Consider the following 22,600-nt stretch of genomic DNA (forward strand, 5'->3'; position numbering starts at 1 on the left):
GGTGTCCTTAGCCGGGGTAACGGCTTCCTGCGACACCAGCCTCGTTATTGCCGTAGTTCAAGGAGGAAATACGGCAACCAGGGTTGCTGCGGCTTCATCGATCCAGGTCTCTCAGCCGCTCGGGATGGTCAAGGACTACTAAACGCGGGATTCGCCCATCGGACAAGTCCCGGACTCCGGGGTGATTCACAGAACGAAATGTTCGCCCGGCCAGCGATCAGCTGCGCAGGCTTCGCAGTCCGGGATGATCGCTCAAACCGCGCTCGCCGTAGAGGGCCCAGACCGCATAGGTGGCGGCCAGGGGAGCCTGGGGTCCGCCGATCAGGAGCGGCTCTACCGCATGGAACTCAAAGACAACACTGTTGTTCTCCGGTTCCGGGTAACAGGCGGATACGTGGGAGTAATAAAAACTCAACCACCGGCCATTGACCTGACAGATTATTCTGCGCTCGGTCAGAAACATTTGCGAGTGCTGAAGCTCTCGCCAGCGCTGGCGCGAGGCGGCTTCTGCAGCCTTGCGCCGAGAACTGTTGGCAATGGCAGTTATCCCGAGGCCCGCGAGCACGAATGCCGGGTTGCCCCAGAAAAAACCGGAAGTATGCACATAGCCACCGTTAATCCCATAAAACTGGGCGTAGTCGGCCGAGATGTGGAGCCGGACATTTTCACCGGGTTCAAGGACTATGCCCCATACCTCCCGGGGCGGGGGCAGCTGACCCGATGCAAGCTGTGCCGTGAGCGTCCGAGCGGCCTGCCAGCAGTTGGCATACATCTGCCGCTGTTGTTCCTCCGCCTGCTCGGACTTGGTGAGGTGGCCGCGGGAACGCCGATAGGCGCGGAATACCACATGGGCGTTGCGTACCGTTCGGATCAAAAGGAAGAGGCTGACCGCTGGCCAGGCAAGAAGCATGGCGATAAGGAGTATGGCTTGCACTCCTTCGCCCATGCTGGAAGAGAGCACGGTTGAGGCAAGAGTCTGCACGGCACCATAGGTGATAACTATTCCGATGAGTGGAACGAACCACCTGCTGTGTCTCTTCATGCGGTCACCCTACGAGCCCCAACGGTGAAAAAGAACAGCCTTTGCCGGGGTGTGAACAACCGATGCCGGGCAGGGGAAGGTCTACGTCCGTGTATCCGTTGACCCCTGCGCGAAGGGGCTCCTAACCTGTTTTAAGGGTCTCCGCGAGGGGTTCCTGTCCGTTCTTCCAGCCACCTCCGAGGGGTTGTTATGGCCGACTTGTCAGACGCCGCGTCCGGGAGGGTGCTCTCCGCCGATGGAACCCCCATCGCCTGGTCGCGGCAGGGCAGCGGGCCTCCGCTGGCGATCGTGGGGCCGCTGCTGGCGCACCGGACCAGCCGGGCCACGGCCGCCCTGGCGGACACCCTGTCAAAAACCCACACCGTGTACACCTATGACCGCAGGGGGATCGGGGAGAGCGGAATCGGCGAGGAATACACCGCCGAATCCGACGTCGATGATCTGCTGGCCGTGCTGCAGGTGGCGGGTGGCGATACCGCCCTCTACGGGTTTTTCGACGGCGCCTTCCTGGCCTTGCGCGCGGCGGAGGAATCCACCGTGGTGAGCCGGGTGGTGGCGCTTGAGCCCACCCTGTCCCTGGGGGACGGTGAGGACGAGCTGCTGGTGATGCAGAGCGAGATCGAAGGACTGGGCGGGGTCAGCATCCCGGTTCTGATCCTGGCCGGCAGCGCCAGTGCCGGGGAAACCCAGGACCTGGCCCGCCGTGCCGCCGAGGCGCTGGATGAGGGTGAATTCCGGCTGGTGGAGACGGACACCAGCGGCCTGCCCGATTCGGCACTGACCGAGGCCATTGAATCTTTCCTCCAGTGACGCATGCGGGGATAAGCTGGAGCCCCATCCCGGCTTCCCATAAGGACGGCAGATGTCAGAGCCCCACGGCACCGCTACCGCGCATGCCAATGATCCAGAGGTTATCCGCAGTCTATTGGCGACGCCTGGCCGCTGGGCCGTAGTCGGCCTGTCCAACAATCCGATGCGCACCGCCGTCGGTGTTTCCCGCTATCTCCAGGACCACCTGGGGATGGAGATCATCCCCGTCAGCCTCAAGGGCGACGACGTGCACGGCAACAAGGGCTACAAAAAGCTCAGCGAGATTCCGGGCAGCATTGACGTGGTGGACTGCTTCGTGAATTCGCACCGGGTGGGTGACATTGTGGACCAGGCCATCGAGGTGGGCGCGAAGGCCGTGTGGCTGCAGCTCGGCGTGGTGGACGAAGCGGCGGCCGCGCGTGCCGCGGCCGCCGGTCTCGACGTCGTGATGGATACCTGCCCGGTTATCGAGGCTCCGCGCTTCGGTCTCTGAGCGGTCCTGCTTACAGCTTGGCGAACCGGGCCCTGATGATGCCGATGTACAGGCCGTAGAGCATCAGCCCGATGCCCACGGCGGCCAGGGCCACCACGCCGAAGGGCTGGTCCCGCAGGGTATGCAGCGCGCCGTCGAGTCCGGTGGACTGTTCCGGATCCGCCTTCACGGCAGCCAGCGTCAGCAGCACACCCAGTACGGCGAGGGATATTCCCTTGGCGGTAAAACCGGCCACGCCCGTGATGTCCACGGCACGGTCCCACACCCCGCTCGGGATGCCCGTCAGCTGCCGGCGGAAACGGCGCGTCACTCCCTTGAAGATGAAGTAGCCGCCCACGCCCACCACCACGAGCCCGGCAATGGCGAGAATCCACTGGCCGGCGGGAACGGCCAGCAGGCGGGCCGTCCAGCTGACGGAGGACGAGCTGCCGTCATTGCTGCCGCGGCCCAGGGCGAAGCTGGCAAAGATAGTCCCAATGGCTCCGTACACAATGACCTGGCCGGCATTGCTGGCACGGTCCTTCCACAGTTCCTTGTCCTTCAACCGCTGTCCGGCCAGGAAGATGCGGGAGAACTGGAACAGGGCCAGGGCGTAGCAGCCGATGAAGCAGAACCAGAGCAGCACGGATCCGGCGGGCTGTTCGGCCAGGGCGGCGACCGCCCCGCTGGTGTCGGCATTGCCGGAGCCGCCGGAGTCGATCCGCAGCGCGATGACGCCGATAACCACGTGGACTATGCCACTGGCCACATAGCCCAGGCGGGCAACCCGCTCAAAGGTCCTGGAGTCTGCCGCGCGCCCTGCCGCTTCCGCCACGGAACTATCCCTGTGGTTCCTGTGCTCCAAACCGTCCGTCCTCTGCTCGATGTCGGGTACGCCGGCAGGCGTGCCTCTCCTCCATCCTGCCATCCAAGGGCAGGCGGTGCCCAAGACCCGGAGGCGGGGTTAGGCTTTCGGCATGGATGCAGATGCTCTGCGCCGGATCTGCCTGGCGCTGCCCGGGGCCTATGAGGATTTTCCCTTCGGACCTGAATCCTCCGTGTTTAAGGTGCGGGCAGCGGGCGGCCGGGCCAAGATGTTCGCGCTGGCAGCGCTCGCCGCGCAGCCCCTGATGATCAGTCTGAAATGCGAGCCCGAGCTCGCCGTGCAGCTGCGTGCCGCGCACCCGGAAATCACCGGCGCCTGGCACATGAACAAGACGCACTGGAACCAGGTGGAGGTTGCTGCCGGGCTGCCGGAAGGAATGGTGACCGACATGGTGGAGGATTCCTACGACCTGGTGGTGGCCTCGCTGCCGCGCAGGGACCGGGAATCGCTGCGCTGGAAAGGGTTGGCGCAGGGATGAGCGGGAGCAGGCGTGCCTTGACCTACCCGGATACCGGAAGCACCGAGCGGCCCTACCCGGCGCCGATGACTGACCGGTGGCCGGCGGGCTACCGGCTGGTGCTGCGCAAGGAAGAGCTGGCGGTGCCGGATCCGGCCGCCGGGTTCCTGCGGCTGACGGAGGGTCTGCTGGACTGGGATCTGCACCGGGGTGCGGGCCTGCATGTCCGTCCCGGGACGCCCCGGGCCGCACCCGGGGTGGAGATGGCTTCGGGGGTCGGGCTGTGGCGGGTGCGCTACTACGCGCCGTGCCGGGTGCTGTGGGCCACCGAGGCGGCGGTCGACGACGGCGGGGCGCCGGTGCGCGGCCAGCGCGCCGGGTTTGGCTACGGCACCCTTCCGGGGCATCCGGAGTGCGGTGAGGAAGGTTTCTACGCCGAACTCGACGAGGAGAACCGGCTGTTCTTCCGGATCGCTGCGTACAGCCGCCCCGCTAACCGGGTCATCGCAGCAGCGGATCGGGTCAATGTGCGCGTGCAGGCGTTCTACACCAACAGGTATTTTGCCTCGGCCTACCGGCTCGCGTCCGGCAGCTGATCGCGCCGAAGCGTGAACTTCAGGGCGATCTCGCCCTCTTCTTCGGGCAGGAAGCCGGCGGTCAGCAGCACCGAGTTGGACGCAGTGTTTCCGGGATCGGTATACGCGATGGCTTCCTCCACCCCCGGCTGCGCCAGGGCGAACCGGGACAGGGCAATCAGTGCCTCCGAGGCGTAGCCCTGCCGCCGGCAGGAGGGCACCACACTGTAGCTGATCTCCACGGCGTGTTCGGTGGGAATGCCTTCGAATCCGATGGTGCCCACCACCCGGGAGGTGGCACGTTCACGGATCATCCGCGTGCCGAAGGCGGCGGCAGCCGGGGAGAGCAGCCCTGCCTCAAAAAACCGGCGGGCGGCGTCGTAGTCTGCGGGCTGCGGAAAGTCATCGGCCCAGTCCGGCAGGCGTTTTTGAATAATGAGGGCATCCACCTCGGCAACGGACATCAGGTCCAGCAGCAGCCGCTGGGTGGGGATGCCTGCATTGGCTGCACGGTATTCGGGGATTATGCTCACGAGCTAATATTGCACGTTCTTTATGAATTTGTTGCAATTGGCGGTCCCCGGCCTGACGGGCGGGCCTGCAGAGGCAGGCCCGCCCGTCAGCACATGTCTGCCGGTTTCAGCCGAAGTGCTTCGGCAGGGTGCCTTCGTGTGCTGCCTTCAGTTCCTCCAGCGGCACGGAGAAGCGGCTCTGGAAGTCCAGTGCGCCGATCTCGGTGTCCACCACGCCGATCCGGCTGTGCGCGAAACCGCGGGCGGAGCACATGTCCTTGAACCGGACTTCCTCGCTGCGGGCCACGGAGACCACGGCGCGGGCCTGGGATTCGGAGAACAGCAGGGTGAACAGGTCCACCCCGTCCCGCTCGCAGACCTCGTCCAGTCCGATGCGGGCGCCGACGCCGAAGCGCAGTGCCATCTCGGACAGTGCCGCCGCCAGGCCGCCTTCGGAGAGGTCGTGCGCGGCGTCGATCATGCCGTCGCGCGAGGCGTTGACCAGCAGTTCGCCGAGCAGCTTCTCCGCCTGCAGGTCCACCTTCGGCGGCTGGCCGCCCAGGTGTCCGCGCAGGTTCGCGTATTCGGAGCCGTCCAGCTCGTCCCGGGTCACGCCCATCAGGTAGATGGCCTGGCCGTCCTCGCGCCAGCCCGACGGCGTGCGCCGGGCCACGTCGTCGAAGACGCCCAGCACGCCCACCACGGGGGTGGGATGTATGGCGACGCCGCCGGTCTGGTTGTAGAGCGAGACGTTGCCGCCGGTGACCGGAACGCCGAGTTCGCGGCAGCCGTCGGCCAGCCCGCGGACGGACTCAGCGAACTGCCACATCACTTCGGGGTCCTCGGGGGAACCGAAGTTCAGGCAGTCGGTGACCGCCAGCGGGGTGGCACCTGAGGTGGCCACGTTGCGGTAGGACTCGGCCAGGGCCAGCTTCGCGCCCTCGTAGGGGTTCAGGTAGGAGTAGCGGCCGTTGGCGTCAGTGGAGATGGCCACGCCCAGGCCGGTGGTTTCATCCACCCGGATCACGCCGGCGTCATCCGGCATGGCCAGGGCGGTGTTCCCCTGCACGTACCGGTCGTACTGGTTGGTGACCCAGGACTTGTCGCACATGTTGGGGGAGGCCATCAGCTCCAGGATGGTGTCCTTGATGGCGGCGGAGCCGATGGGGCGCTCCCCGTCGAAGGAGGAGGCGGAGATGCTGTCCTGTGCCGCCGGTCGGGACATCGGCCGCTCATAGACCGGACCCTCGTGGGCCACGGTACGCGGATCGACGTCGACAATGGTCTCGCCGTCCCAGTCAATGACCAGCCGGCCGGTGCCGGTGACCTCGCCCAGCCAGGAGTACTCCACATTCCACTTGTCCATGATGGCTTCGAACGCCTCGACGTTCTCCGGCGTGACCACGGCCATCATGCGTTCCTGGGACTCGGACATCAGGATTTCGCCCGGGGTCAGGGACGGGTCCCGCAGCAGCACGTTGGTCAGTTCCACGTGCATGCCGCCGTCGCCGTTGGAGGCAAGTTCCGACGTCGCGCAGGAAATGCCGGCCGCGCCGAGGTCCTGGATGCCCTCCACCACGGAGGCCTTGAACAGTTCCAGGCAGCACTCAATGAGCACCTTTTCGGCGAACGGGTCGCCCACCTGGACCGCGGGACGCTTGGAGGGCTTGTCCGCGTCGAAGGATTCCGAGGCGAGCACGGAGGCGCCGCCGATGCCGTCGCCGCCGGTGCGGGCACCGAAGAGCACCACCTTGTTGCCGGCGCCGGAGGCATTGGCCAGCCGGATGTCCTCGTGCCGCAGCACGCCCACGGCCAGCGCGTTCACCAGCGGGTTGCCCTGGTACACGGAGTCGAAGACCAGCTCGCCGCCGATGTTCGGCAGGCCCAGGGAGTTGCCGTAGCCGCCGATGCCGGAGACGATGCCGTGCACCAGACGTGCCGTGTCGGGGTGGTCGATGGCGCCGAAACGCAGCGGATCCATCACGGCCACCGGGCGGGCGCCCATCGAGATGATGTCGCGGACAATGCCGCCCACGCCGGTGGCGGCGCCCTGGTAGGGCTCCACGAAGGAGGGGTGGTTGTGGGACTCGACCTTGAAGGTCACGGCCCAGCCCTCGCCGATGTCCACCACGCCGGCGTTCTCACCGATGCCCACCAGCAGGTGTTCCTTCATCTTCTCGGTGACCTTGTCGCCGAACTGCTTCAGGTGCACCTTGGAGGACTTGTAGGAGCAGTGCTCGGACCACATGACCGAGTACATGGCCAGTTCCGCCGCGGTGGGGCGGCGGCCCAGGATCTCCACGACCCGGCGGAATTCGTCTTCCTTCAGGCCGAGTTCGGCCCAGGGCAGCTCGGTATCCGGGGTGGCGGCGGCGTGCTCAACCGTGTCGATGTTGAACTTCTGCGCGGCGGGGGAAACGGTCATGACTTGCCTCCGGCAACGAGCGTGTTGAGAACTGAGCTGAAGATACGCAGGCCGTCGGTGCCGTAGCCCAGGCCGACCTCGCCGTAGGCAGAGGAGTCCGGCCCGAAGCCGGGCTCCACGGCGTGCTCGGGGTGCGGCATCAGGCCGACGACGTTGCCGGCCGCATTGGTGATGCCCGCAATGCCGCGGCGGGAGCCGTTGGGGTTTTCGCCGTCGTAGCGGAAGACCACCCGGCCTTCGCCTTCAAGCTCATCCAGGGTCTTTTCATCCGCGACGTACTGGCCGTCCTGGTTCTTCAGCGGAATGACCATGCCGGCGCCCTGCTCGTAGGCGGAGGTCCAGGCGGTGGTGTTGTTTTCCACCCGCAGCAGCTGGTCCGCGCAGGAGAATTTCAGGTGGTTGTTCTTGATCATGGAACCGGGCAGCAGGTGCGCCTCGGTCAGGATCTGGAAACCGTTGCAGATGCCCAGCACGGGCATCCCACCGGCGGCGGCGTCGACCACCTTTTCCATCACCGGGGCGAACCGGGAGATGGCGCCGGCACGCAGGTAATCCCCGTAGGAGAAACCTCCGGGGACAATCACGGCGTCGACGCTGTGCAGGTTGGCTTCCGCGTGCCAGAGGCCGACGGCGGTGCCGCCGGCGATGGTCACGGCGCGGGCGGCGTCGCGGTCATCGAGGGTGCCGGGAAAGGTGATCACACCGATCCGGACCGCCCGCAGGGCAGCGTTTTCGGGGGCAACGGAAAAGTCGCCGATCAGGGGAGTGCTCAAGATCAGGCCTCCGGGATAACTTCGACGCGGGTGACGTCTTCAATCACGGGGTTGGACAGCAGAGTGGCTGCAGCGGTGCGGGCCTGTTCCAGGATTTCCGGAGTGACATCTCCGTCCACGGTCAGCTCAAAACGCTTGCCCTGCCGGACACCGGTGAATCCGCTCAGCCCGAGGCGGGGAAGCGCCCCGGCAATGGCTTTGCCCTGCGGATCAAGGATTTCAGGTTTGGGCATGACATCGACAACGATCCGGGGCATCCGGCAACTCCTGTGAGTGAAATGGGTGGCCGCGGACCGTGCCGTCTCACGCTGATTCAGCGCTCCGCGAGCTTGCACTGCCCATTCTAGCGGCGTTGGATATGTTACGCGGACGGCGTCCGTATCAGGCCGGAATCTCCAGTTGGAAGCCGCAGTGGCAGCGCAGCACGGTGGTGTCCAGCTGGACGTCCGAGGGTGCCTGTGCCGGCATGGACGAGGTGGACACCGGCTCGAAAATGGACTGCTGACGGTGGTCCCGGGGCTGCATGGGTTCGCCGCAGTGCATGTATTCGGCGGCAAGGTCCTCGGAGCGGACCTTGCCGCGCGCCCACACGGAGGAGTGGCGGATCGGGTGGCCGTAGAACCGGTCGCACTCCGCGCACGTGTAATTGATTTCCAGGAATTCCCCGCTGCCCGGCTTCGCTGCCGGTTCCACGGATTCGATGATCAGGAACTCGTCGGTGCCGCAGTTGCTGCACCAGGGGACGAACTCACCCGGACCGGTAGAGCCTGCCCCTGACAGGTCCTCGGGTCTAGCTTCGATTGACATAGTGCGCCTCCAGTTCACGGGTCTCCGGACGGAGAATGCCTTCGTCCGGAGGGGATACTAAGCATGCTTATTCATAATACGGCATGAGCACCTCGCGGCTGACCCTGCCCGGCACCGCGGCATGATGCAGGTCACACTTGGCTACAGTGGTCGGGTGAGACTCCTCAAACTACAGCCGGGCACGCTCCGCCGGTTCATGAACCTCTGGCCGCCGTTCGCCTTCACGGGAATCCGGATTCTCCGCTTGGACCCGGACTATTTCCACGTCACCGTGCGGCTGCGTGAGCACTGGTGGAACCGCAATGTGGCGGGGGTGCATTTTGGCGGATCCATCTTCGCCATGACGGACCCTTTCTGGATGATGATGCTGCTGCACCATCTGGGCCGTGACCATGTGGTCTGGGACAAGGCGGCCGAGATCGACTTCGTGAAGCCGGGAAGGGGCGAGCTCACGGCCCGCTTCACCCTGGAGGCGGCCGACGTCGAGCGCCTGCGCAAGCTCGCGGCCGGCGGGGACAAGGTGCTGGAGTGGTTCTCGGTGGAGGTGAAGGACGGTTCAGGCGAGGTTGTGGCACGGATCCGCAAACAGGTCTATGTCCGGCTGAAGCGTGATCGGGCAGTCGCTGCGGAAGGAAACGGCAATGGATAGCGGAACGAACCCCCTGGTCCCGACGGGCTGGGAGTTCCTGGTCACCGGAATTTCCACGGCACTGATGGTCCTGCTGGTCATCGCCGTCGTCCGGCTGGCGCGGTCACGGGCCGTCACTGCCCCTGAACGGCTGGGCCTGCTGGTGTTCTGCCTCGTCTTTCCGCTGGTGGGGCCGGTGCTGACTCTTGTGCTGTTGCGACGCCGGGAGCAGCGGGTTGGATCCTCCGCTGACAAGAGGCCGCGCTAGAGGGTCCCCTCGGCGGGCCCCAGCAGCCCGGTCAGCGGCTCCCAGCGGGAGATCTGGCAACCGTCGGTCAGGCTGAAGGTGGCGTCCACCGCCTCGCCGTTCACCGTGCCCGTGACATGCGCGCGCTGCATGCCGGTGATGTTCTGCGTGCACATGGCGTTGCGGTTCGCTTCGGCGAACAGTGCCGTGCCCCGCTCCGCAAGGACGGCGCAGGCGGCCGCCGGGTCCGGCACGTTGGAACCGGGAAGCGGGGCGGCACCGTCGCACTGCAGGGTCCAGGTGTCGGTGGTGGTCTGCCCGTCGGCCAGGAAATCCACTATGAGTGAGGTTGCGGCTGCGGTGGCCGACGTCGCCGGCTCTGACGGGGATGCCGTTGGCCCGGGCGTCCCGGTCGCGGAGGGTGAGCCGGTTGTGGAGGGGGAGTCCGAGGCTGACGACGGCGCTGACTCCGCAGGCTCATTGCCGGCGTCGGAACCCGAGCCGCAGGCGGCAAGCGCCAGCACTGAGCAGAGCAGGAGCAGCGGAACGCTGCCGCGGGGATGGGAGCGGCGGGGATGGGAGCGGCGGGGACGGGCGAGGTTGGGACGGATCACGGTGAGACCTCCATCAGTGGGTGGCACCCAGCCTAGTTCCCTCGTCAAGGAACCGCGGGCGGACCTCCGGACCTCCGGCCTCCGGACCCCGGGCCTTCGAACCTCCGAACTCAGCCTGCGCCGTCGGTACCGGCCGCGGTCCGGGCCTGCTCCGCGAAATACGGACCCTGCGCCGGATAGTAATCGCCGAACTCCGGTGCAGCAGTTCCATTCAATGCGGCCTTGAGTCGGTCCAGATAGTATTCCCAGCCCGGACCGTAACTCTCGGCGGCGGCAGGATCGGCCAGGTGCTGGATGAATTCCATCCTCGTGCCGCCGGAGGCGTCCTGCAGCCGGATCTCCAGGTCCCAGACCGCGTCGTCGTCGCCCACCAGCAGCCGCAGCAGATCCGGTGCTGCACAGTCCCAGACCCGCACCCGGCTCCAAGGCAGTCCGTCCTCATAAAGCATCTGCAGGTCAAAGCTGCCGTTCCGGTCCGGGCGTCCCTCCCAGCGGCCGAACCACGCTGCCGCCTGCTCCGGCTCCGTAAGGGCCGCCCAGATCTCCGGCGGCGGCAGGGGGAACCCGCGGGTGAGAATCAGTTGGTAGGACCGGTCTCCGATGCGGAGGACCCGTCCGGTGGGTTCCGGCTCCATAGCTGCTCTCCTAGGGGTTCCAGCAGGCCCAGGATGCGGGTCCGTAGCTGCTGTGATTCCTCGGCAAATGCCCGTTGGGCGGCCGCGTATTCCGCCCGCCCTTGGGGCGTCTCCACCTCGATGGGCGCATACCCCCAGTCTGCGAGGTCATAGGGGGAGGCCTGCATGTCCATGGTCCGGATGCGCCAGGACAACTCGAAGCAGTCCATCACCAGTTCGCTCGGCAGCAGCGGCACCAGCTTGTATGCCCACTTGTACAGGTCCATGTTCGCGTGCAGGCAGCCGGGCTGTTCCAGATCCCGCTGGTTCTCGCGGGTGGGCGTGAGTTCGTTCAGCGGAACGGCTTCGGGAGTGTAGAACCGGAAGGCGTCGAAGTGGGTGCAGCGGATCTTGCTGCGCTCCACCAGCTCGTCCGTGCCCTTCGGGCCCAGCCGCAGTTGCAGGTAGTCATGCCGGATGCCGTTGTCCTCGGACTTGTACGCCATGGCCCACTCATGCATGCCGAAACAGCCCAGCACCGGTTTCCGTGCGGCCGTCCGGGAGAGCAGCATGGCAGTGAACGCCGCCGCGTCACCGCGGGCAGCGGCAAAGGCGGTTACGTCCACGGTGACGGCCGGGGTGCCGTGATCCAGACCTGCGGCAGCCAGTTCGTCAGCGGTGAGGGTCCGGTAGAACTTCCAGCCGGCACGCTCGGCGGCAGCCTCCCCGGCCAGGACGACGCCGGCTCCCGGGTGCCAGCGCAGCAGCTGGCCCGGCTTCTGGGAATAGTAGGTGAAAAGAAAATCCTCCACCGGATGCTTCCGCCCGGCGGAGCGGCGCTGCAGGTATCCCTCAGTGAAGGGCCGGACACGGGCCTCGTGGGCCGCCTGGCGGGCGCGCCAGTGCTCCTCGGTCAGTACGGCAGGGGATACGGAAACGCTCACGGATCCATTATCCCGCCCGCAGCCGTTCCCGCAGCCGCTTCCTCGCATCAGCGTTCCGGCACATCAGCGTTCCGGCACCCCGGCGTTGCAGCCGCCGGGGATAAGACCGGCGTAGATAAGGAAGGCCGCGCCGGTGTGTCCCACTTACACGCCGGCGCGGCCTTCCTGCGCGGCACTAGCGCACAGGTGCCGGGCTGCGGTTGGCGTCGTCGTCGTCCGCGCGCTCGCCGTCGTCGGCCCGCTCGTTGTTGCCGGGCGCCGAAGGCTTGGTGCCGGCTTCCCCGGCAGCGCCTTCGGCGGTCCAGCCGTCCGCGTATTCGCCGGATGCGTAGTTGTAATCCACGGGCCGGCCTTCCTCATCGGTGCGCTGATACCAGTCCGTGACGGTGGTGTCATAGGAGTCGAAGCCGGCGCCCGCACCTTCACCCTCCGGGGCCTTTTCGACGGCGATGGCGAAGTTGTCACCGTGTTCGTCAATCCCTGTCCGTACCGCGTTTTCCAGTGCGTGGACAGCGTACTCCCGGCGGATAATCAGCGGATCGGTATGCAGGTCTTTGGTAAAGGCCACCATCATCAGCAACAGGATCACCGCGAACGGCAGGGCCGAGACGATGATCAGGTTCTGCAGCCCTTCCAGGGCGGTGTTTCCGCCCACCAGCAGCATCACCACGGCAATGCCCATCATGGCCACGCCCCAGAACACGGTGACCTTGCGGTCCGGTTCCGGCTTGCCGCGCTGGGACAGGGTGCCCATCACCAGTGAGGCGGAGTCCGCAGAGGTGATGAAGAAGATCGCTATGCAGAACATGGCGAGGAACGGCGTGAACTCGCTGAGCGGCAGACCGTTCAGTACCTGGAAGAAGAGATCCTGGGGCGAGGTGTCAATGTTGATGCCCGGCTGGCCCTGGGTGCGCATCCAGATGACGGTGCCGCCGAAGATGCCGAAGGCAAGAACGCAGACCAGCGTGGGCATGACCAGTGCGTACTGGACGTATTCCCGCAGCGTACGGCCGCGGGAAATGCGGGCCAGGAAGATACCGACAAACGGGGACCAGGAAATCCACCAGGCCCAGTAGAAGACGGTCCATGATTCGGAGAAGGCCGCGGACTCCTCGCCCCAGGACGGGCCCTTGCTCATCATGGTCAGGACTTCGGAGAAGTAAGCGCTCACGGAGGAGGGAATCAGGTTCAGCAGGAAGAGTGTGGGGCCGGCAAGAAAAATGAACGCTGCCAGCAGCAGGGCCAGGGACATATTGATGTTTGAGAGCCAGCGGATGCCGCGGCCGATGCCCGAGACAGCGGAAGTAATGAACGCAGCGGTGAGGATGGCGATGATGAGGATCAGTGCCGCGTTGGGCAGCCGTCCGATGCCCGAAACAATTTCGACGCCGCGGCCGATCTGCAGGGCGCCGATGCCCAGTGAGGCTGCCGTACCGAACAGGGTGGCAACAATGGCGAACATGTCGATGGCCCGCCCCGGCAGGCCCTCGGTGCGGTTGCGGCCCAGCAGCGGCGTAAAGATCGAACTCATCAGCGGCACCCGTCCGCGGCGGTACGAGCCGTAGGCCACCGCGGCGCCGACCAGGGCGTAGATGGCCCAGGCATGGAAACCCCAGTGGAAGTAGGTCTGGGCCATCGCCTGATGCATGGCTTCGGCGGTCTCCGGCTCCGCTGTGCCCGGCGGCGGCGAAAGGTAATAGGTCAGGGGCTCATAGGGTCCGAAGAAGAACAGGCCGATGCCCACCCCGGCCGAAAACATCATGGCAATCCAGGAGAATTTGGAGTATTCCGGCTTCTCGCCGTCCACACCGAGGGGGATCTTGCCGTAGCGGCTGAACCCCACAAAAAGCATGAAGATCACGATGACGGCAATCAGTGCATTAAAGAGCCAGCCGGTGTTCTCCACTACCCATGCCAGGGCGACATCCGATACGGCCTTCAGGCTTTCCGTGGACAGTATCCCCCAGCCCACGAAGCCCAGAATCAGAGTGGCTGCTACGCCGAACACCAGGCGGTCGGTGCCGTAGCGGACCCTTTGCTCGTCCACGCCAATGCCGGGCACCAGCCCCGGATGCATGTCATGCGGATACCGCGGCTCACGGCGCAGCGCCTTGGCAGCGCGTTCACGCACGGACGGTTTCGGTTTGGCGCCGCCCGGTTCCGGCGGTTGTTGCCGCCCCGTTCCGGAGCCGTTGGCTGCTCCGGGATCGTTCGGATCGTGCTGCTGGTGTGCTGGACGTGTTGCCACGTGACTCTTCTCCTCGGGGGCGCTGTGCGGCGCCCTTGGGTGTGCGCTAAGCAGGACCTTAGGGAGAATAGTGGCGGTTCAGGATCAATTCCAACCGACTTTTCCGTAGAGCGGAAAAAATAGCATTGCATATATCACATATTAATTGTTACCGTTTTGTGGCCGTTTTCCGATTAATGTTTCGACGGTTTTGATAACCGGAATTCTATGGTTACCCGGCCATTGTCGGAGCGCCCTGTGCGGCGGAAATCAGCCGGTGCATGCTGCGGTTGAGCGCTTCCACTTCGGCGCGGTCCAGGCCCAGGCGCTCCATCATGGTTCCGGGAACCTCCAGCGCAGCGGCACGGAGGGCCCGGCCCGCATCGGTCAGTCCGACGGCGAGTGCCCGGTCATCGCCCGGCGCCCGGTCCCGGCTTACCAGGCCCGCGGCCTCGAGCCGTTTGAGCATGGGGGAGAGGGTGGCAGGTTCCATCAGAAGGGTGTCGCTGAGGTCGCGGACCCGGCGCGGACTCTCCTCCCAGAGTGCGAGCATCAGCAGATACTGGGGGTGGGTAAGTCCCAGGCGCTCCAGTACCGGTTTGTAGGCGCCAACGATGCTGCGGGAGGCGACCGAAAGTGCGAAGCAGAGCTGGCGCTCGAGCAGCAGGTCCTCCTCGGCGGAGGGAGCCGTATTTATTGCCATAACGCGCCCCTTTAGGTAGGCAGAGGAAGGATGAAACGGATAGTTAGTGCACTAATTATTAGCGTACTATAGAGCCAGAATCCCGTCGGAGAGGTAAGCAGCATGGTTGAGAAGGAAAGCTTCGTGTCCCGGTTTATGCGGGCCACAGGCAAAGTGCGGCTGATTTTCGGCCCCGCGCAGCAAGGCTCCCTGGACCATCCGATGACTGAGGAAAACAAGGCCCTGCTCAAGGCGCAGCAGGAACAGGAAAAGGCCCTGTGGGAAACCGTCACCCGCGCCGACGGCAGCAGCTACATCGTCTCCCGCGAACGTCATTAGCCACTTCCTGAGCACCCATGCGTGGATGGGGCAAACCGCGTTCATAGCGCTGGTCCTCATCGGGCCCCTGCTCGGCGCCTGGCTGCTTACCCGGCAGCACACAGCCCGGACGCTCCTGAGGCTGATGGCCGGAGCCATCCTGCTGCTGACCCTGTTTCCCACCACCTACCGCACGGTGGAAACGCGGTGCCTGATGGACGGCGGGCTGGCCCACCTGTTGGCCCCGGAACCGCTGGCCAACGTAGTGCTTTTTGTTCCACTGGTCCTTTTGGCCGGGATTCGAACGCGGCGGCCTGTGGCCATGTTCCTGGCGGGCAGCGTCTTGTCCGCACTCATCGAGGCCGTTCAGGCGTTTGTCCCGGTGCTCGGACGCAGCTGCACCACCGGTGACTGGCTGGCCAACACCGCAGGCGCCCTGACGGGCGCCGTGCTGGCGGCAGCGGCCCTCGGGATTCACCGTGCCCGCAGCCGGCGGAGCCTTCCGGCGGATTCCGCCCGGTAGCGGAGCCTAACCGGCGTCCCGCCCGGTACTCGGGGTGCTTAGCGCCCGGTACCGCCGTAGACCGTAGCCTCGTCGTCGCCGTCGAGCCCGAACGCCGCGTGCACCGCACGCACGGCCGTGTCCAGCAGCTTGGCGCTGGTCACTACGGAGATGCGGATCTCGGAGGTGGAGATCATGTCGATGTTCACACCGGCATTATGCAGGGCCTCGAAGAAGCGGTGCGAGACGCCGGGGTTGGACCGCATGCCGGCGCCGATCAGCGACAGCTTGCCAATCTGCTCGTTGTACTGGATGGCGTCAAAACCGACCTGCTCCTTGGCGGCGTTGAGCGCGTCAATCGCTTCCTTGCCGTCGATGATCGGCAGCGTGAAGGAGATATCCGTCCGGCCGGATCCCTTGGTGGAGACGTTCTGGACGATCATGTCGATGTTGGAGTTGGCCCCTGCCACGATCCCGAAGATTTCCGCGGCCTTGCCGGGGATGTCGGGAACACCCACCACGGTGACCTTGGCTTCGGAACGGTCATGGGCGACGCCGGAGATGATGGGCTGTTCCAAGGGTTCTCCCTCTTGAATCTTGATCTTGTCATCGGGGCTGGGCAGCACCCAGGTTCCCTCATGCTGGCTGAAGGACGAGCGGACGTGCAGGGGCACGCCGAAGCGGCGGGCGTATTCCACGCAGCGCAGGTGCAGGATCTTGGCGCCGGAGGCCGCCATCTCGAGCATTTCCTCGCTGGAGATGGTGGAAATCTTCTGCGCGCTCGGGGCCACGCGCGGATCCGCCGTGTACACGCCGTCGACGTCCGTGTAGATCTCGCAGACGTCCGCTTCCAGAGCGGCGGCCAGCGCGACGGCGGTGGTGTCCGAACCGCCGCGGCCCAGGGTGGTGATGTCGTGGCTTTCCTGGCTGACGCCCTGGAACCCGGCCACGATGGCAATGTCGCCCTTTTCGATGGCGGTCTTGATCCGATGCGGGGAAACGTCGATGATGCGGGCCTTGCCGTGGATGGCGTCGGTGATCATGCCGGCCTGGCTGCCGGTGAAGGACTGCGCGGAGCCGCCCAGCTCGTTGATGGCCATGGCCAGCAGCGCCATGGAAATACGCTCGCCTGCGCTGAGCAGCATGTCCATTTCCCGGGCGTTGCTCAGGGAAGTGATCTGTCCGGCCAGGTCCAGCAGCTCGTCGGTGCTGTCACCCATGGCGGAGACCACCACCACCACTTCGTTTCCGGCAGCGTGAGTGTCCACTACGCGCTTGGCGACGCGCTTGATGCCTTCGGCGTCCGCTACAGAGGAACCGCCGAATTTCTGCACTATCAGGCTCATGCGTACACTTTCCCAAGTTTCGTTGTGGTTGCTGGTGCCCGGCATCTTCGGCGCGGCAGGGATTGTCCCGGGTCTGTTCCCGGGTAACCGGACCGCGGGACCCACTGCGTCCGTCCAAAAAGTCTATAGCCGGTCTCTGGAAGTGCCGAAACAGAAGGGAAATATGCACTTAACGTCACGTCGCGGCGGGTCTGTCCCGAGGCTGCGGTGACTTCCGTTCGAGGCCGGGCAGGCTGCCCGCGCCCGCGGTATCAACAGACGCCCGGTGCTGCTGACCGGCTCGCCGGATGGCTGTGCCGGCTGTCCGGCAGGTGCGCCGCGACTAGCGCCTAGGACATGCTCCGGCGGCCCTCGAAGGCGCGGCCAAGAGTGATTTCGTCGGCGTATTCCAGATCGCCGCCCACCGGCAGGCCGGAGGCGAGGCGGGTGACGGTAATGCCCAGGGTTTTGAGCATGCGCATCAGGTAGGTGGCCGTGGCTTCACCCTCGAGGTTAGGGTCCGTGGCGATGATGATTTCCGAGATCTGCTCATCGGAGAGCCGGCTCAGGAGCTCACGGATGCGCAGCTGGTCCGGGCCGATGCCTGCAATCGGATTGATGGCCCCGCCCAGCACGTGGTAGCGGCCGCGGAAGGAGCGGGTGCGCTCCACCGCGATGACATCCTTGGATTCCTCCACCACGCAGATCATGGTCGGATCCCGGCGCGGGTCGCGGCAGATGCTGCAGGTTTCCTGCTCCGTCACGTTGCCGCAGACACTGCAGAATTTCACCCGGTCCTTGACGGTGACAATGGCGGTGGCCAGCTTCTTCATGTCATCGGGATCCGACTCGAGGATATGGAACGCGATGCGCTGGGCAGACTTCGGTCCTACGCCGGGAAGCCGGCCTAGTTCATCGATGAGTTCCTGAACCGCACCTTCGTACACGTAACCTTCTCTGCTGGGTTGATCTGCGTTTGTGGCTCAGGGTGAGCCTGTTGCCCGGTGCCTGCCCGGTGCCTGCCCGGTGTAGCGCTGCTGCGGGGTCCTGCTTGCCCATGCTGCTGCCCGATGCCGCGGGCTTCGCGTCGGGCGGCCGGTCAGCGGCCGTCGAGGCTGCGTTCCTCGATCAGCCGTCCGCCCAGGATCCGTTCAATAGCCTTGCGGCCAACCAGTCCGGAGTCCTCCAGCGTGATGTCATCAGCACTGGGAACGTCTTCAACGTAGGACGATTCTACTGGCCGGCTCCCCCGGACGGGCGCGCCGCCGCCGCGCTGGGCAGCTTCATTGAGCAGTTTCTGGTAGCGGCTGAGCGGCTGGTTCGGGTTGTTTCCCGCCGGTGCAGCGGGTGCAGTGGGTGCGGCCGGTGCGGCAACCGAGGCTGCGACCCCCGGCCCTGCTGATGCCGGTGAACCGTGTGCCGCGGACCGGTGTGCTCCTGCGCCCGGCACTCCCGCGCCCGGTGCACCCGCACTGTCCGGGGTCCCGTGCGGCCGGGCGGACACTGAACCAGACACTGAAGCAGGGCCGGACGCGGCCGGTGCGCTCTGTGCCGACGTCGCACCGGCTGCCGGACGGGAGGTGGAAGCGGTGCCGGCCCAGTTGGTGGTGGCCCACTCCGAGTCGGACAGGTGGCCGCCGGAGTACACGTCGGCCGGTGCCTCTGCGGTTTCCCAGGCGTTGCTTTCGGGAGAGTCATACGGATCGGAGGGCTCGTCCGGCCACGGCGCATCGGGCGGTCCGTCGACGCCGACGCCGCCGCCGCGGGAGCCGCGTCCCCCGCTGCGGCCGGAACCGGGTCCTGCCGGTCCGGAACCGCCGGGTGCACTGCCCGAACGGCGGCGCAGTGCCGCCGACGCCGCATTCACGGGCGCGCCGTTCGTGGGGCCTGCGGCCACTGCGGGTCCATCCACCGCGGCAGTGGTCGGAGTCTGACGGGGGTCATTGCGGGTGCCGTCAGCCGGCGCAGCGGCTGTGGAAGAGACGGCCGCTGCGGCTATCGGCCAGGCTGCGTCGCTGGGTTTGCCTGCCGCGCCTGCCGCGCCAGCCGTGGGGGAGGCATTCCGGGCTGCGTGCGGAACCCGGGCCGTGCCGGCCGGCAGCGCGGAATCGGGGGCAGGGCCACCAGGCACTGCCGAGTCTGCCCGCGCAGTCGTCGGAGCAGCTGCGGATACAGCCGGGGCTACGGGCGCGGTGGCAGCGGCAGCCGGGGCTGATGCTGCCGGTGCGGATGCCGGCGCGCGCCGGCTATCGGCTTTTGGGCCCGACTCACCCGCTGACGCCGAGCTGTCATGGATCGGATTGATCTGGCAGTCCAGCGCCAGGACCTGGTGGATGGCCTTGCGCAGGTTCTCCAAGTGGTCTGGGCGGTTGAAGTTGGTTGCGGCGCCGGGGTTGGTAAACGCCAGTTCCAGGACTTTCCCGTCGAAAGCCCGCGGGCTGGAGTTCTTGCTGACGTTGAGCCAGGTGGCGCGGCGGATACTCGTTAGCGCATCCATGATTTCCGGCCAGGCACGGCGGATCATCTCGATCTGACCGCCGCCACCGCCGGCAGCGGGAGCGGGCTGGCGGGCAGCCGGCGCCTGTGCGGGTGCCTGGCCCTGATGCGGCGGGACCTGATGCGGCGCTGCCTGGTCCTGAGCCGCGGCTGCGGGCGCGTGTACCGGCTCCTGCTGGCCTGAATTCTGCTGGCCTGAACCCTGCGGAGGGGTGCTGCGATCGCCGCCCCGTGGATCCGGCTGGGTGGCCGGTGCAGCAGAGGGTGCGGACGGGGATTCCACCGGGGTGGACCAGGTGCCGCCCCAGTCCAGGGAGCTGCCGGAGGACGAGCTGCCGGAGGACGCAGCCGACCCGCCATCGTTCCGGCTCGTCGGCGCCTGCGGCTCACGGCCCGGAGCCGGTGTGGCGGCGACATCGGTTCCGCGCGGGGCGGAGGGTGCCTCGTCCACCGCGGGAGCCGACGACGGCGTCTGGGACGCTGTGGGCGCTGCTGCGGGAACGGTGTTCACCGGTGACGCTGCTGCTGCGGCGCGTCCCATGGCCTCGGTGGGATCACCGGCGTAGCTGAGGCGCCGCTCAAGGCGGTCCACCCGGGCAGCGGTGCCGCGTTCCGTCTGGTCCGCTGCAGGCAGGAGGATGCGGGCGCAGAGCAGTTCAAGATGCAGGCGCGGAGAGGTTGCACCGGTCATTTCGGTGAGTGCGGTGTTGGTGATGTCGGCGGCGCGGGAGAGTTCGCTGCCACCCATCTGCGCCGCTTGGGTCTGCATCCGGTTGATCTGGTCTTCCGGCATGCCGCGGAGTACGGCGGCGGCGCTGTCCGGCATGGCGTTGACGATGATCAGGTCGCGGAAGCGTTCCAGCAGGTCCTCGACAAACCGGCGGGGATCCTGGCCGGTCTGGATGACCCTGTCCACGGCACGGAAAACGGTGGCCGAATCCGCGGCAGCGACGGCGTCCACGACGTCGTCGAGCAGGGACACGGGTGTGTAGCCCAGCAGCGACACGGCCAGCTCGTAATCCAGCCCTTCGGGGCCGGCTCCTGCCATGAGCTGGTCCAGGACGGAAAGAGTGTCACGGACGGAGCCGCCTCCGGCGCGGATCACCAGGGAGAGGACCCCGGGGGCCACGCTGACGTTCTCCTGTGCGCAGAGCTTTTCCAGGTAGGCCAGCAGGGGCTCCGGCGGAACCAGACGGAAGGGGTAGTGGTGCGTACGGGAGCGGATGGTCCCGATGACCTTGTCCGGTTCCGTGGTGGCAAAGATGAATTTGATGTGTTCCGGCGGTTCTTCAACGATCTTCAGGAGCGCATTGAACCCGGCGGACGTGACCATGTGGGCCTCGTCAATAATGAAGATCTTGTACCGGTCTCGGACGGGTGCAAAGGTGGCGCGTTCACGCAGGTCACGGGCGTCGTCGACGCCGCCGTGGCTTGCCGCGTCAATCTCGATGACATCGAGGCTGCCGGATCCGTCGCGGGCGAGTTCGACACAGCTGTCGCATTCGCCGCAGGGGACGGGGGTGGGGCCCTGGGCGCAGTTCAGGCAGCGGGCCAGGATGCGCGCAGAAGTGGTTTTACCGCAGCCGCGGGGGCCGGAGAAGAGATACGCGTGATTGACGCGGTTCTTTTGCAGGGCCGCCATCAGCGGCTCCGTGACATGCTCCTGGCCAATCACATCCGCGAAGCTTTCGGGACGGTAGCGGCGGTAAAGGGCTGTACTCACAGATAGAAGCCTATCGGTTGGCACTGACGGTTTTCACTCCGGCTCCCGGCGCGGTGACGAAGCACTCTCCGGGGAAAATTAAAGACCCCCCATGCACCTGCCAGAGCCCGCTTACCCTTGCTACCTTCCGGTCCTGGGGGAGTTCACAGGATGACACCACATGAGGGGCCGCGAACAAGTCTACCCGAAAATTCCGGTGGGTTGGTCGGCGGTGCCGGGCGTCGGTTTCAGGGCCCGTTCGGAAGCCTTGCGGCGGGCCCGGACCCCTCGGCAGGCTCTCTGCGTTCGGACACTGGGGTCCTTGCCGGCACGACCTACCTATAGGGGAGCCTGGCGGCGGCAGCCCTAAAGGGCATCGGCTTATGGGACCAGTTGGTAGATTTCGAGCACGGTGGTCTTTGATGTGGCAGCACAGTCCCGCCGCAATCTGTCAGGAGTCTGTACATGCACGAGCCCTATGGCAACTACTACGCCACACAACAGCTCGCAGTTCATTACGACGCCGACTATGCGGGCCGCGCCGATATCCCGTTCTACCTCGCGTTGGCTCAGGAACTACAGGCACAGGTTGTCGCGGACATCGGCGCAGGAACCGGCCTTCTATGCAGCCGCCTGGTGGAACAGGGTCACCGGGCAATAGGAGTTGAGCCTCAGGCGACAATGCTCTCTATCGCCAAATCGCAGCCGTATGCCGGGGATATCACCTGGATTCAGGGGACGGCCGTTGATCTGGAGGACGAGTGCGCGAATCTGATCCTTATGACCGGCCACGTCGCGCAGTACTTCCTCGATCAATCCGCATGGGTGGATGTACTGCTTCAAGCGCGCCGGGCGCTGCGCCCCTGTGGTCACGTCGCCTTCGAGATCCGCAACGCCGCCGTGGAGGAATGGCGTGATTGGGCTGACGAGGCTCCTCGTGACATCGGGTGGGGAACTGTATGTGGGGAGATCCTGCAGGATGGGGACCTCATTACGCATGTGGATCACTGGCGCGTCGGCGACAGGACCTGGGCCACAAGCGAAACGCTGCGTTTCCCGAGTTGGGACGATGTGCTGGACGGAATAAAGGATGCGGGCCTTCATGCCGCTCATGTTTGGGGAGGCTGGGATCGACGGGCTGTTGGCCCGGCGTCGCGGGAATGGATTTTCGTCCTCACTGCTAGCTAGCCAATCGCCGCTCCCGCGGTGAAGGATCCCTAAAAGTGCCCCTCGGGCTAGCGCCTCTGGGATCCGGACCGGATCAGGCACCGAACGCGGCCCGGCTCACACGCCGCGGCAGCAGCCATGGCGGCGCCCGAACGGGTGCGAAAGAGGGTGTCCGGGGTCACCTCTGATCCGAGTTGCACCCGGGCTCGAACCTGTGTAAAGTCTTCTAAGTCGCCGCGGCCGGGACGCTGGAAAAGCGCCCGAGTATGGCGGCCAAATCCCTTCAAAAATCAGAGTCCAACTCCCGTGCCCTTCACCGGGCAGGCGGAAAAGACTCCGGTTGATGCTGGGACCGGAACGGCGGTAAAACGCTTT

24 protein-coding genes and 1 other RNA gene are annotated in these 22,600 nt (G+C 65.9%); 9 read left to right on the top strand and 16 right to left on the bottom strand.

Features of this window, described 5'->3' with window-relative positions:
* Positions 1–217: 217 nt before the first annotated feature.
* The gene (locus tag AC5RTS_RS15460) at positions 218–1,042 is read right to left on the bottom strand and encodes a hypothetical protein (RefSeq protein ID WP_493992896.1); all 825 of its coding nucleotides are present in this window, start codon (positions 1,040–1,042) and stop codon (positions 218–220) included.
* Positions 1,043–1,231: 189 nt separating this feature from the next.
* Between AC5RTS_RS15460 and AC5RTS_RS15465 the strand changes: the two genes are divergently transcribed.
* Both AC5RTS_RS15465 and AC5RTS_RS15470 read left to right on the top strand, forming a co-directional pair.
* The gene (locus AC5RTS_RS15465) at positions 1,232–1,852 is read left to right on the top strand and encodes an alpha/beta fold hydrolase (RefSeq protein WP_493992897.1); all 621 of its coding nucleotides are present in this window, start codon (positions 1,232–1,234) and stop codon (positions 1,850–1,852) included.
* A 52-nt stretch (positions 1,853–1,904) separates the two neighbouring features.
* On the top strand, positions 1,905–2,345 hold the full coding sequence (locus AC5RTS_RS15470) for a CoA-binding protein (RefSeq protein WP_493992898.1): 441 nt from the start codon (positions 1,905–1,907) through the stop codon (positions 2,343–2,345).
* 10 nt (positions 2,346–2,355) lie between these two features.
* Here the strand turns inward: AC5RTS_RS15470 and AC5RTS_RS15475 are convergent, their stop codons facing one another.
* Positions 2,356–3,159, bottom strand: coding sequence for a DUF1206 domain-containing protein (locus tag AC5RTS_RS15475; RefSeq protein ID WP_493992899.1), 804 nt, complete (start codon positions 3,157–3,159; stop codon positions 2,356–2,358).
* A gap of 142 nt (positions 3,160–3,301) precedes the next feature.
* On the opposite strand from AC5RTS_RS15475, the gene AC5RTS_RS15480 reads away from it, so the two are divergent.
* Positions 3,302–3,688: an MmcQ/YjbR family DNA-binding protein gene (locus tag AC5RTS_RS15480; RefSeq protein WP_493992900.1), complete on the top strand. Its 387-nt coding sequence runs from the start codon at positions 3,302–3,304 to the stop codon at positions 3,686–3,688.
* Positions 3,685–4,263, top strand: coding sequence for a DUF1990 domain-containing protein (locus AC5RTS_RS15485; RefSeq protein ID WP_493992901.1), 579 nt, complete (start codon positions 3,685–3,687; stop codon positions 4,261–4,263). Before AC5RTS_RS15480 ends, AC5RTS_RS15485 begins: the two co-directional genes overlap by 4 nt.
* Here AC5RTS_RS15485 and AC5RTS_RS15490 read toward each other — a convergent pair.
* From AC5RTS_RS15490 to AC5RTS_RS15510, 5 genes are all read right to left on the bottom strand, one after another.
* The gene (locus AC5RTS_RS15490) at positions 4,239–4,775 is read right to left on the bottom strand and encodes a GNAT family N-acetyltransferase (RefSeq protein WP_493992902.1); all 537 of its coding nucleotides are present in this window, start codon (positions 4,773–4,775) and stop codon (positions 4,239–4,241) included. The genes AC5RTS_RS15485 and AC5RTS_RS15490 overlap by 25 nt on opposite strands.
* Positions 4,776–4,881: 106 nt before the next feature.
* Positions 4,882–7,179, bottom strand: a complete 2,298-nt coding sequence (gene purL / locus AC5RTS_RS15495; protein ID WP_493992903.1) for a phosphoribosylformylglycinamidine synthase subunit PurL — start codon at positions 7,177–7,179, stop codon at positions 4,882–4,884.
* Complete coding sequence (gene purQ, locus AC5RTS_RS15500; protein WP_493992923.1) at positions 7,176–7,955, bottom strand: phosphoribosylformylglycinamidine synthase subunit PurQ; 780 nt, start codon at positions 7,953–7,955, stop codon at positions 7,176–7,178. The genes purL and purQ overlap by 4 nt, the downstream gene beginning before the upstream one ends.
* A complete protein-coding gene (purS, locus tag AC5RTS_RS15505) occupies positions 7,955–8,209 on the bottom strand; it encodes a phosphoribosylformylglycinamidine synthase subunit PurS (protein ID WP_493992904.1) in 255 nt (84 codons plus the stop codon). The genes purQ and purS overlap by 1 nt, the downstream gene beginning before the upstream one ends.
* A gap of 124 nt (positions 8,210–8,333) precedes the next feature.
* Positions 8,334–8,759: a hypothetical protein gene (locus AC5RTS_RS15510; protein WP_493992905.1), complete on the bottom strand. Its 426-nt coding sequence runs from the start codon at positions 8,757–8,759 to the stop codon at positions 8,334–8,336.
* A 154-nt stretch (positions 8,760–8,913) separates the two neighbouring features.
* On the opposite strand from AC5RTS_RS15510, the gene AC5RTS_RS15515 reads away from it, so the two are divergent.
* Positions 8,914–9,408 (top strand): DUF4442 domain-containing protein, encoded by a 495-nt coding sequence (locus AC5RTS_RS15515; RefSeq protein ID WP_493992906.1) that lies wholly within the window; start codon positions 8,914–8,916, stop codon positions 9,406–9,408.
* Entirely contained in the window at positions 9,401–9,655 is a 255-nt protein-coding gene (locus tag AC5RTS_RS15520) for a hypothetical protein (RefSeq protein ID WP_493992907.1), read from the top strand. The genes AC5RTS_RS15515 and AC5RTS_RS15520 overlap by 8 nt, the downstream gene beginning before the upstream one ends.
* Here the strand turns inward: AC5RTS_RS15520 and AC5RTS_RS15525 are convergent.
* The 5 genes from AC5RTS_RS15525 to AC5RTS_RS15545 all read right to left on the bottom strand — a co-directional run bounded on the left by AC5RTS_RS15525 (position 9,652) and on the right by AC5RTS_RS15545 (position 14,736).
* Complete coding sequence (locus AC5RTS_RS15525; RefSeq protein ID WP_493992908.1) at positions 9,652–10,248, bottom strand: hypothetical protein; 597 nt, start codon at positions 10,246–10,248, stop codon at positions 9,652–9,654. The two genes, AC5RTS_RS15520 and AC5RTS_RS15525, sit on opposite strands and share 4 nt — an antisense overlap.
* Positions 10,249–10,358: 110 nt before the next feature.
* A complete protein-coding gene (locus tag AC5RTS_RS15530) occupies positions 10,359–10,883 on the bottom strand; it encodes an SRPBCC domain-containing protein (RefSeq protein ID WP_493992909.1) in 525 nt (174 codons plus the stop codon).
* Positions 10,826–11,806, bottom strand: a complete 981-nt coding sequence (locus AC5RTS_RS15535) for a 3-methyladenine DNA glycosylase (protein WP_493992910.1) — start codon at positions 11,804–11,806, stop codon at positions 10,826–10,828. Before AC5RTS_RS15535 ends, AC5RTS_RS15530 begins: the two co-directional genes overlap by 58 nt.
* Before the next feature lie 175 nt (positions 11,807–11,981).
* Positions 11,982–14,054 (bottom strand): BCCT family transporter, encoded by a 2,073-nt coding sequence (locus tag AC5RTS_RS15540; protein ID WP_493992911.1) that lies wholly within the window; start codon positions 14,052–14,054, stop codon positions 11,982–11,984.
* A 211-nt stretch (positions 14,055–14,265) separates the two neighbouring features.
* Positions 14,266–14,736 (bottom strand): MarR family winged helix-turn-helix transcriptional regulator, encoded by a 471-nt coding sequence (locus tag AC5RTS_RS15545; protein ID WP_493992912.1) that lies wholly within the window; start codon positions 14,734–14,736, stop codon positions 14,266–14,268.
* A gap of 102 nt (positions 14,737–14,838) precedes the next feature.
* Between AC5RTS_RS15545 and AC5RTS_RS15550 the strand changes: the two genes are divergently transcribed.
* Positions 14,839–15,054: a hypothetical protein gene (locus tag AC5RTS_RS15550; protein ID WP_493992913.1), complete on the top strand. Its 216-nt coding sequence runs from the start codon at positions 14,839–14,841 to the stop codon at positions 15,052–15,054.
* Positions 15,055–15,079: 25 nt separating this feature from the next.
* Positions 15,080–15,556, top strand: a complete 477-nt coding sequence (locus tag AC5RTS_RS15555; RefSeq protein ID WP_493992914.1) for a VanZ family protein — start codon at positions 15,080–15,082, stop codon at positions 15,554–15,556.
* 38 nt (positions 15,557–15,594) lie between these two features.
* Here the strand turns inward: AC5RTS_RS15555 and AC5RTS_RS15560 are convergent, their stop codons facing one another.
* The 4 genes from AC5RTS_RS15560 to ffs form a co-directional block, all read right to left on the bottom strand.
* Entirely contained in the window at positions 15,595–16,881 is a 1,287-nt protein-coding gene (locus AC5RTS_RS15560; protein WP_493992915.1) for an aspartate kinase, read from the bottom strand.
* Positions 16,882–17,210: 329 nt separating this feature from the next.
* Positions 17,211–17,807, bottom strand: coding sequence for a recombination mediator RecR (recR, locus tag AC5RTS_RS15565; RefSeq protein ID WP_493992916.1), 597 nt, complete (start codon positions 17,805–17,807; stop codon positions 17,211–17,213).
* A 152-nt stretch (positions 17,808–17,959) separates the two neighbouring features.
* Positions 17,960–21,079: a DNA polymerase III subunit gamma and tau gene (locus AC5RTS_RS15570; protein WP_493992917.1), complete on the bottom strand. Its 3,120-nt coding sequence runs from the start codon at positions 21,077–21,079 to the stop codon at positions 17,960–17,962.
* 77 nt (positions 21,080–21,156) lie between these two features.
* Positions 21,157–21,252: signal recognition particle sRNA small type (gene ffs / locus AC5RTS_RS15575), an RNA gene on the bottom strand.
* Positions 21,253–21,523: 271 nt separating this feature from the next.
* Between ffs and AC5RTS_RS15580 the strand changes: the two genes are divergently transcribed.
* On the top strand, positions 21,524–22,246 hold the full coding sequence (locus tag AC5RTS_RS15580) for a class I SAM-dependent methyltransferase (protein ID WP_493992918.1): 723 nt from the start codon (positions 21,524–21,526) through the stop codon (positions 22,244–22,246).
* Positions 22,247–22,600: the final 354 nt, after the last annotated feature.

Source organism: Arthrobacter sp. MDT1-49-2 (genome assembly GCF_059090185.1).

Excerpts from the sequence above, each read along its gene's own strand:
- AC5RTS_RS15460 (WP_493992896.1), bottom strand. The coding sequence starts at position 1,042 with ATGAAGAGACACAGCAGGTGGTTCGTTCCACTCATCGGAATAGTTATC.
- AC5RTS_RS15465 (WP_493992897.1), top strand. The coding sequence starts at position 1,232 with ATGGCCGACTTGTCAGACGCCGCGTCCGGGAGGGTGCTCTCCGCCGAT.
- AC5RTS_RS15470 (WP_493992898.1), top strand. The coding sequence starts at position 1,905 with ATGTCAGAGCCCCACGGCACCGCTACCGCGCATGCCAATGATCCAGAG.
- AC5RTS_RS15480 (WP_493992900.1), top strand. The coding sequence starts at position 3,302 with ATGGATGCAGATGCTCTGCGCCGGATCTGCCTGGCGCTGCCCGGGGCC.
- AC5RTS_RS15485 (WP_493992901.1), top strand. The coding sequence starts at position 3,685 with ATGAGCGGGAGCAGGCGTGCCTTGACCTACCCGGATACCGGAAGCACC.
- purL (WP_493992903.1), bottom strand. The coding sequence starts at position 7,179 with ATGACCGTTTCCCCCGCCGCGCAGAAGTTCAACATCGACACGGTTGAG.
- purS (WP_493992904.1), bottom strand. The coding sequence starts at position 8,209 with ATGCCCCGGATCGTTGTCGATGTCATGCCCAAACCTGAAATCCTTGAT.
- AC5RTS_RS15510 (WP_493992905.1), bottom strand. The coding sequence starts at position 8,759 with ATGTCAATCGAAGCTAGACCCGAGGACCTGTCAGGGGCAGGCTCTACC.
- AC5RTS_RS15520 (WP_493992907.1), top strand. The coding sequence starts at position 9,401 with ATGGATAGCGGAACGAACCCCCTGGTCCCGACGGGCTGGGAGTTCCTG.
- AC5RTS_RS15530 (WP_493992909.1), bottom strand. The coding sequence starts at position 10,883 with ATGGAGCCGGAACCCACCGGACGGGTCCTCCGCATCGGAGACCGGTCC.
- AC5RTS_RS15545 (WP_493992912.1), bottom strand. The coding sequence starts at position 14,736 with ATGGCAATAAATACGGCTCCCTCCGCCGAGGAGGACCTGCTGCTCGAG.
- AC5RTS_RS15550 (WP_493992913.1), top strand. The coding sequence starts at position 14,839 with ATGGTTGAGAAGGAAAGCTTCGTGTCCCGGTTTATGCGGGCCACAGGC.
- AC5RTS_RS15555 (WP_493992914.1), top strand. The coding sequence starts at position 15,080 with ATGGGGCAAACCGCGTTCATAGCGCTGGTCCTCATCGGGCCCCTGCTC.
- AC5RTS_RS15560 (WP_493992915.1), bottom strand. The coding sequence starts at position 16,881 with ATGAGCCTGATAGTGCAGAAATTCGGCGGTTCCTCTGTAGCGGACGCC.
- AC5RTS_RS15580 (WP_493992918.1), top strand. The coding sequence starts at position 21,524 with ATGCACGAGCCCTATGGCAACTACTACGCCACACAACAGCTCGCAGTT.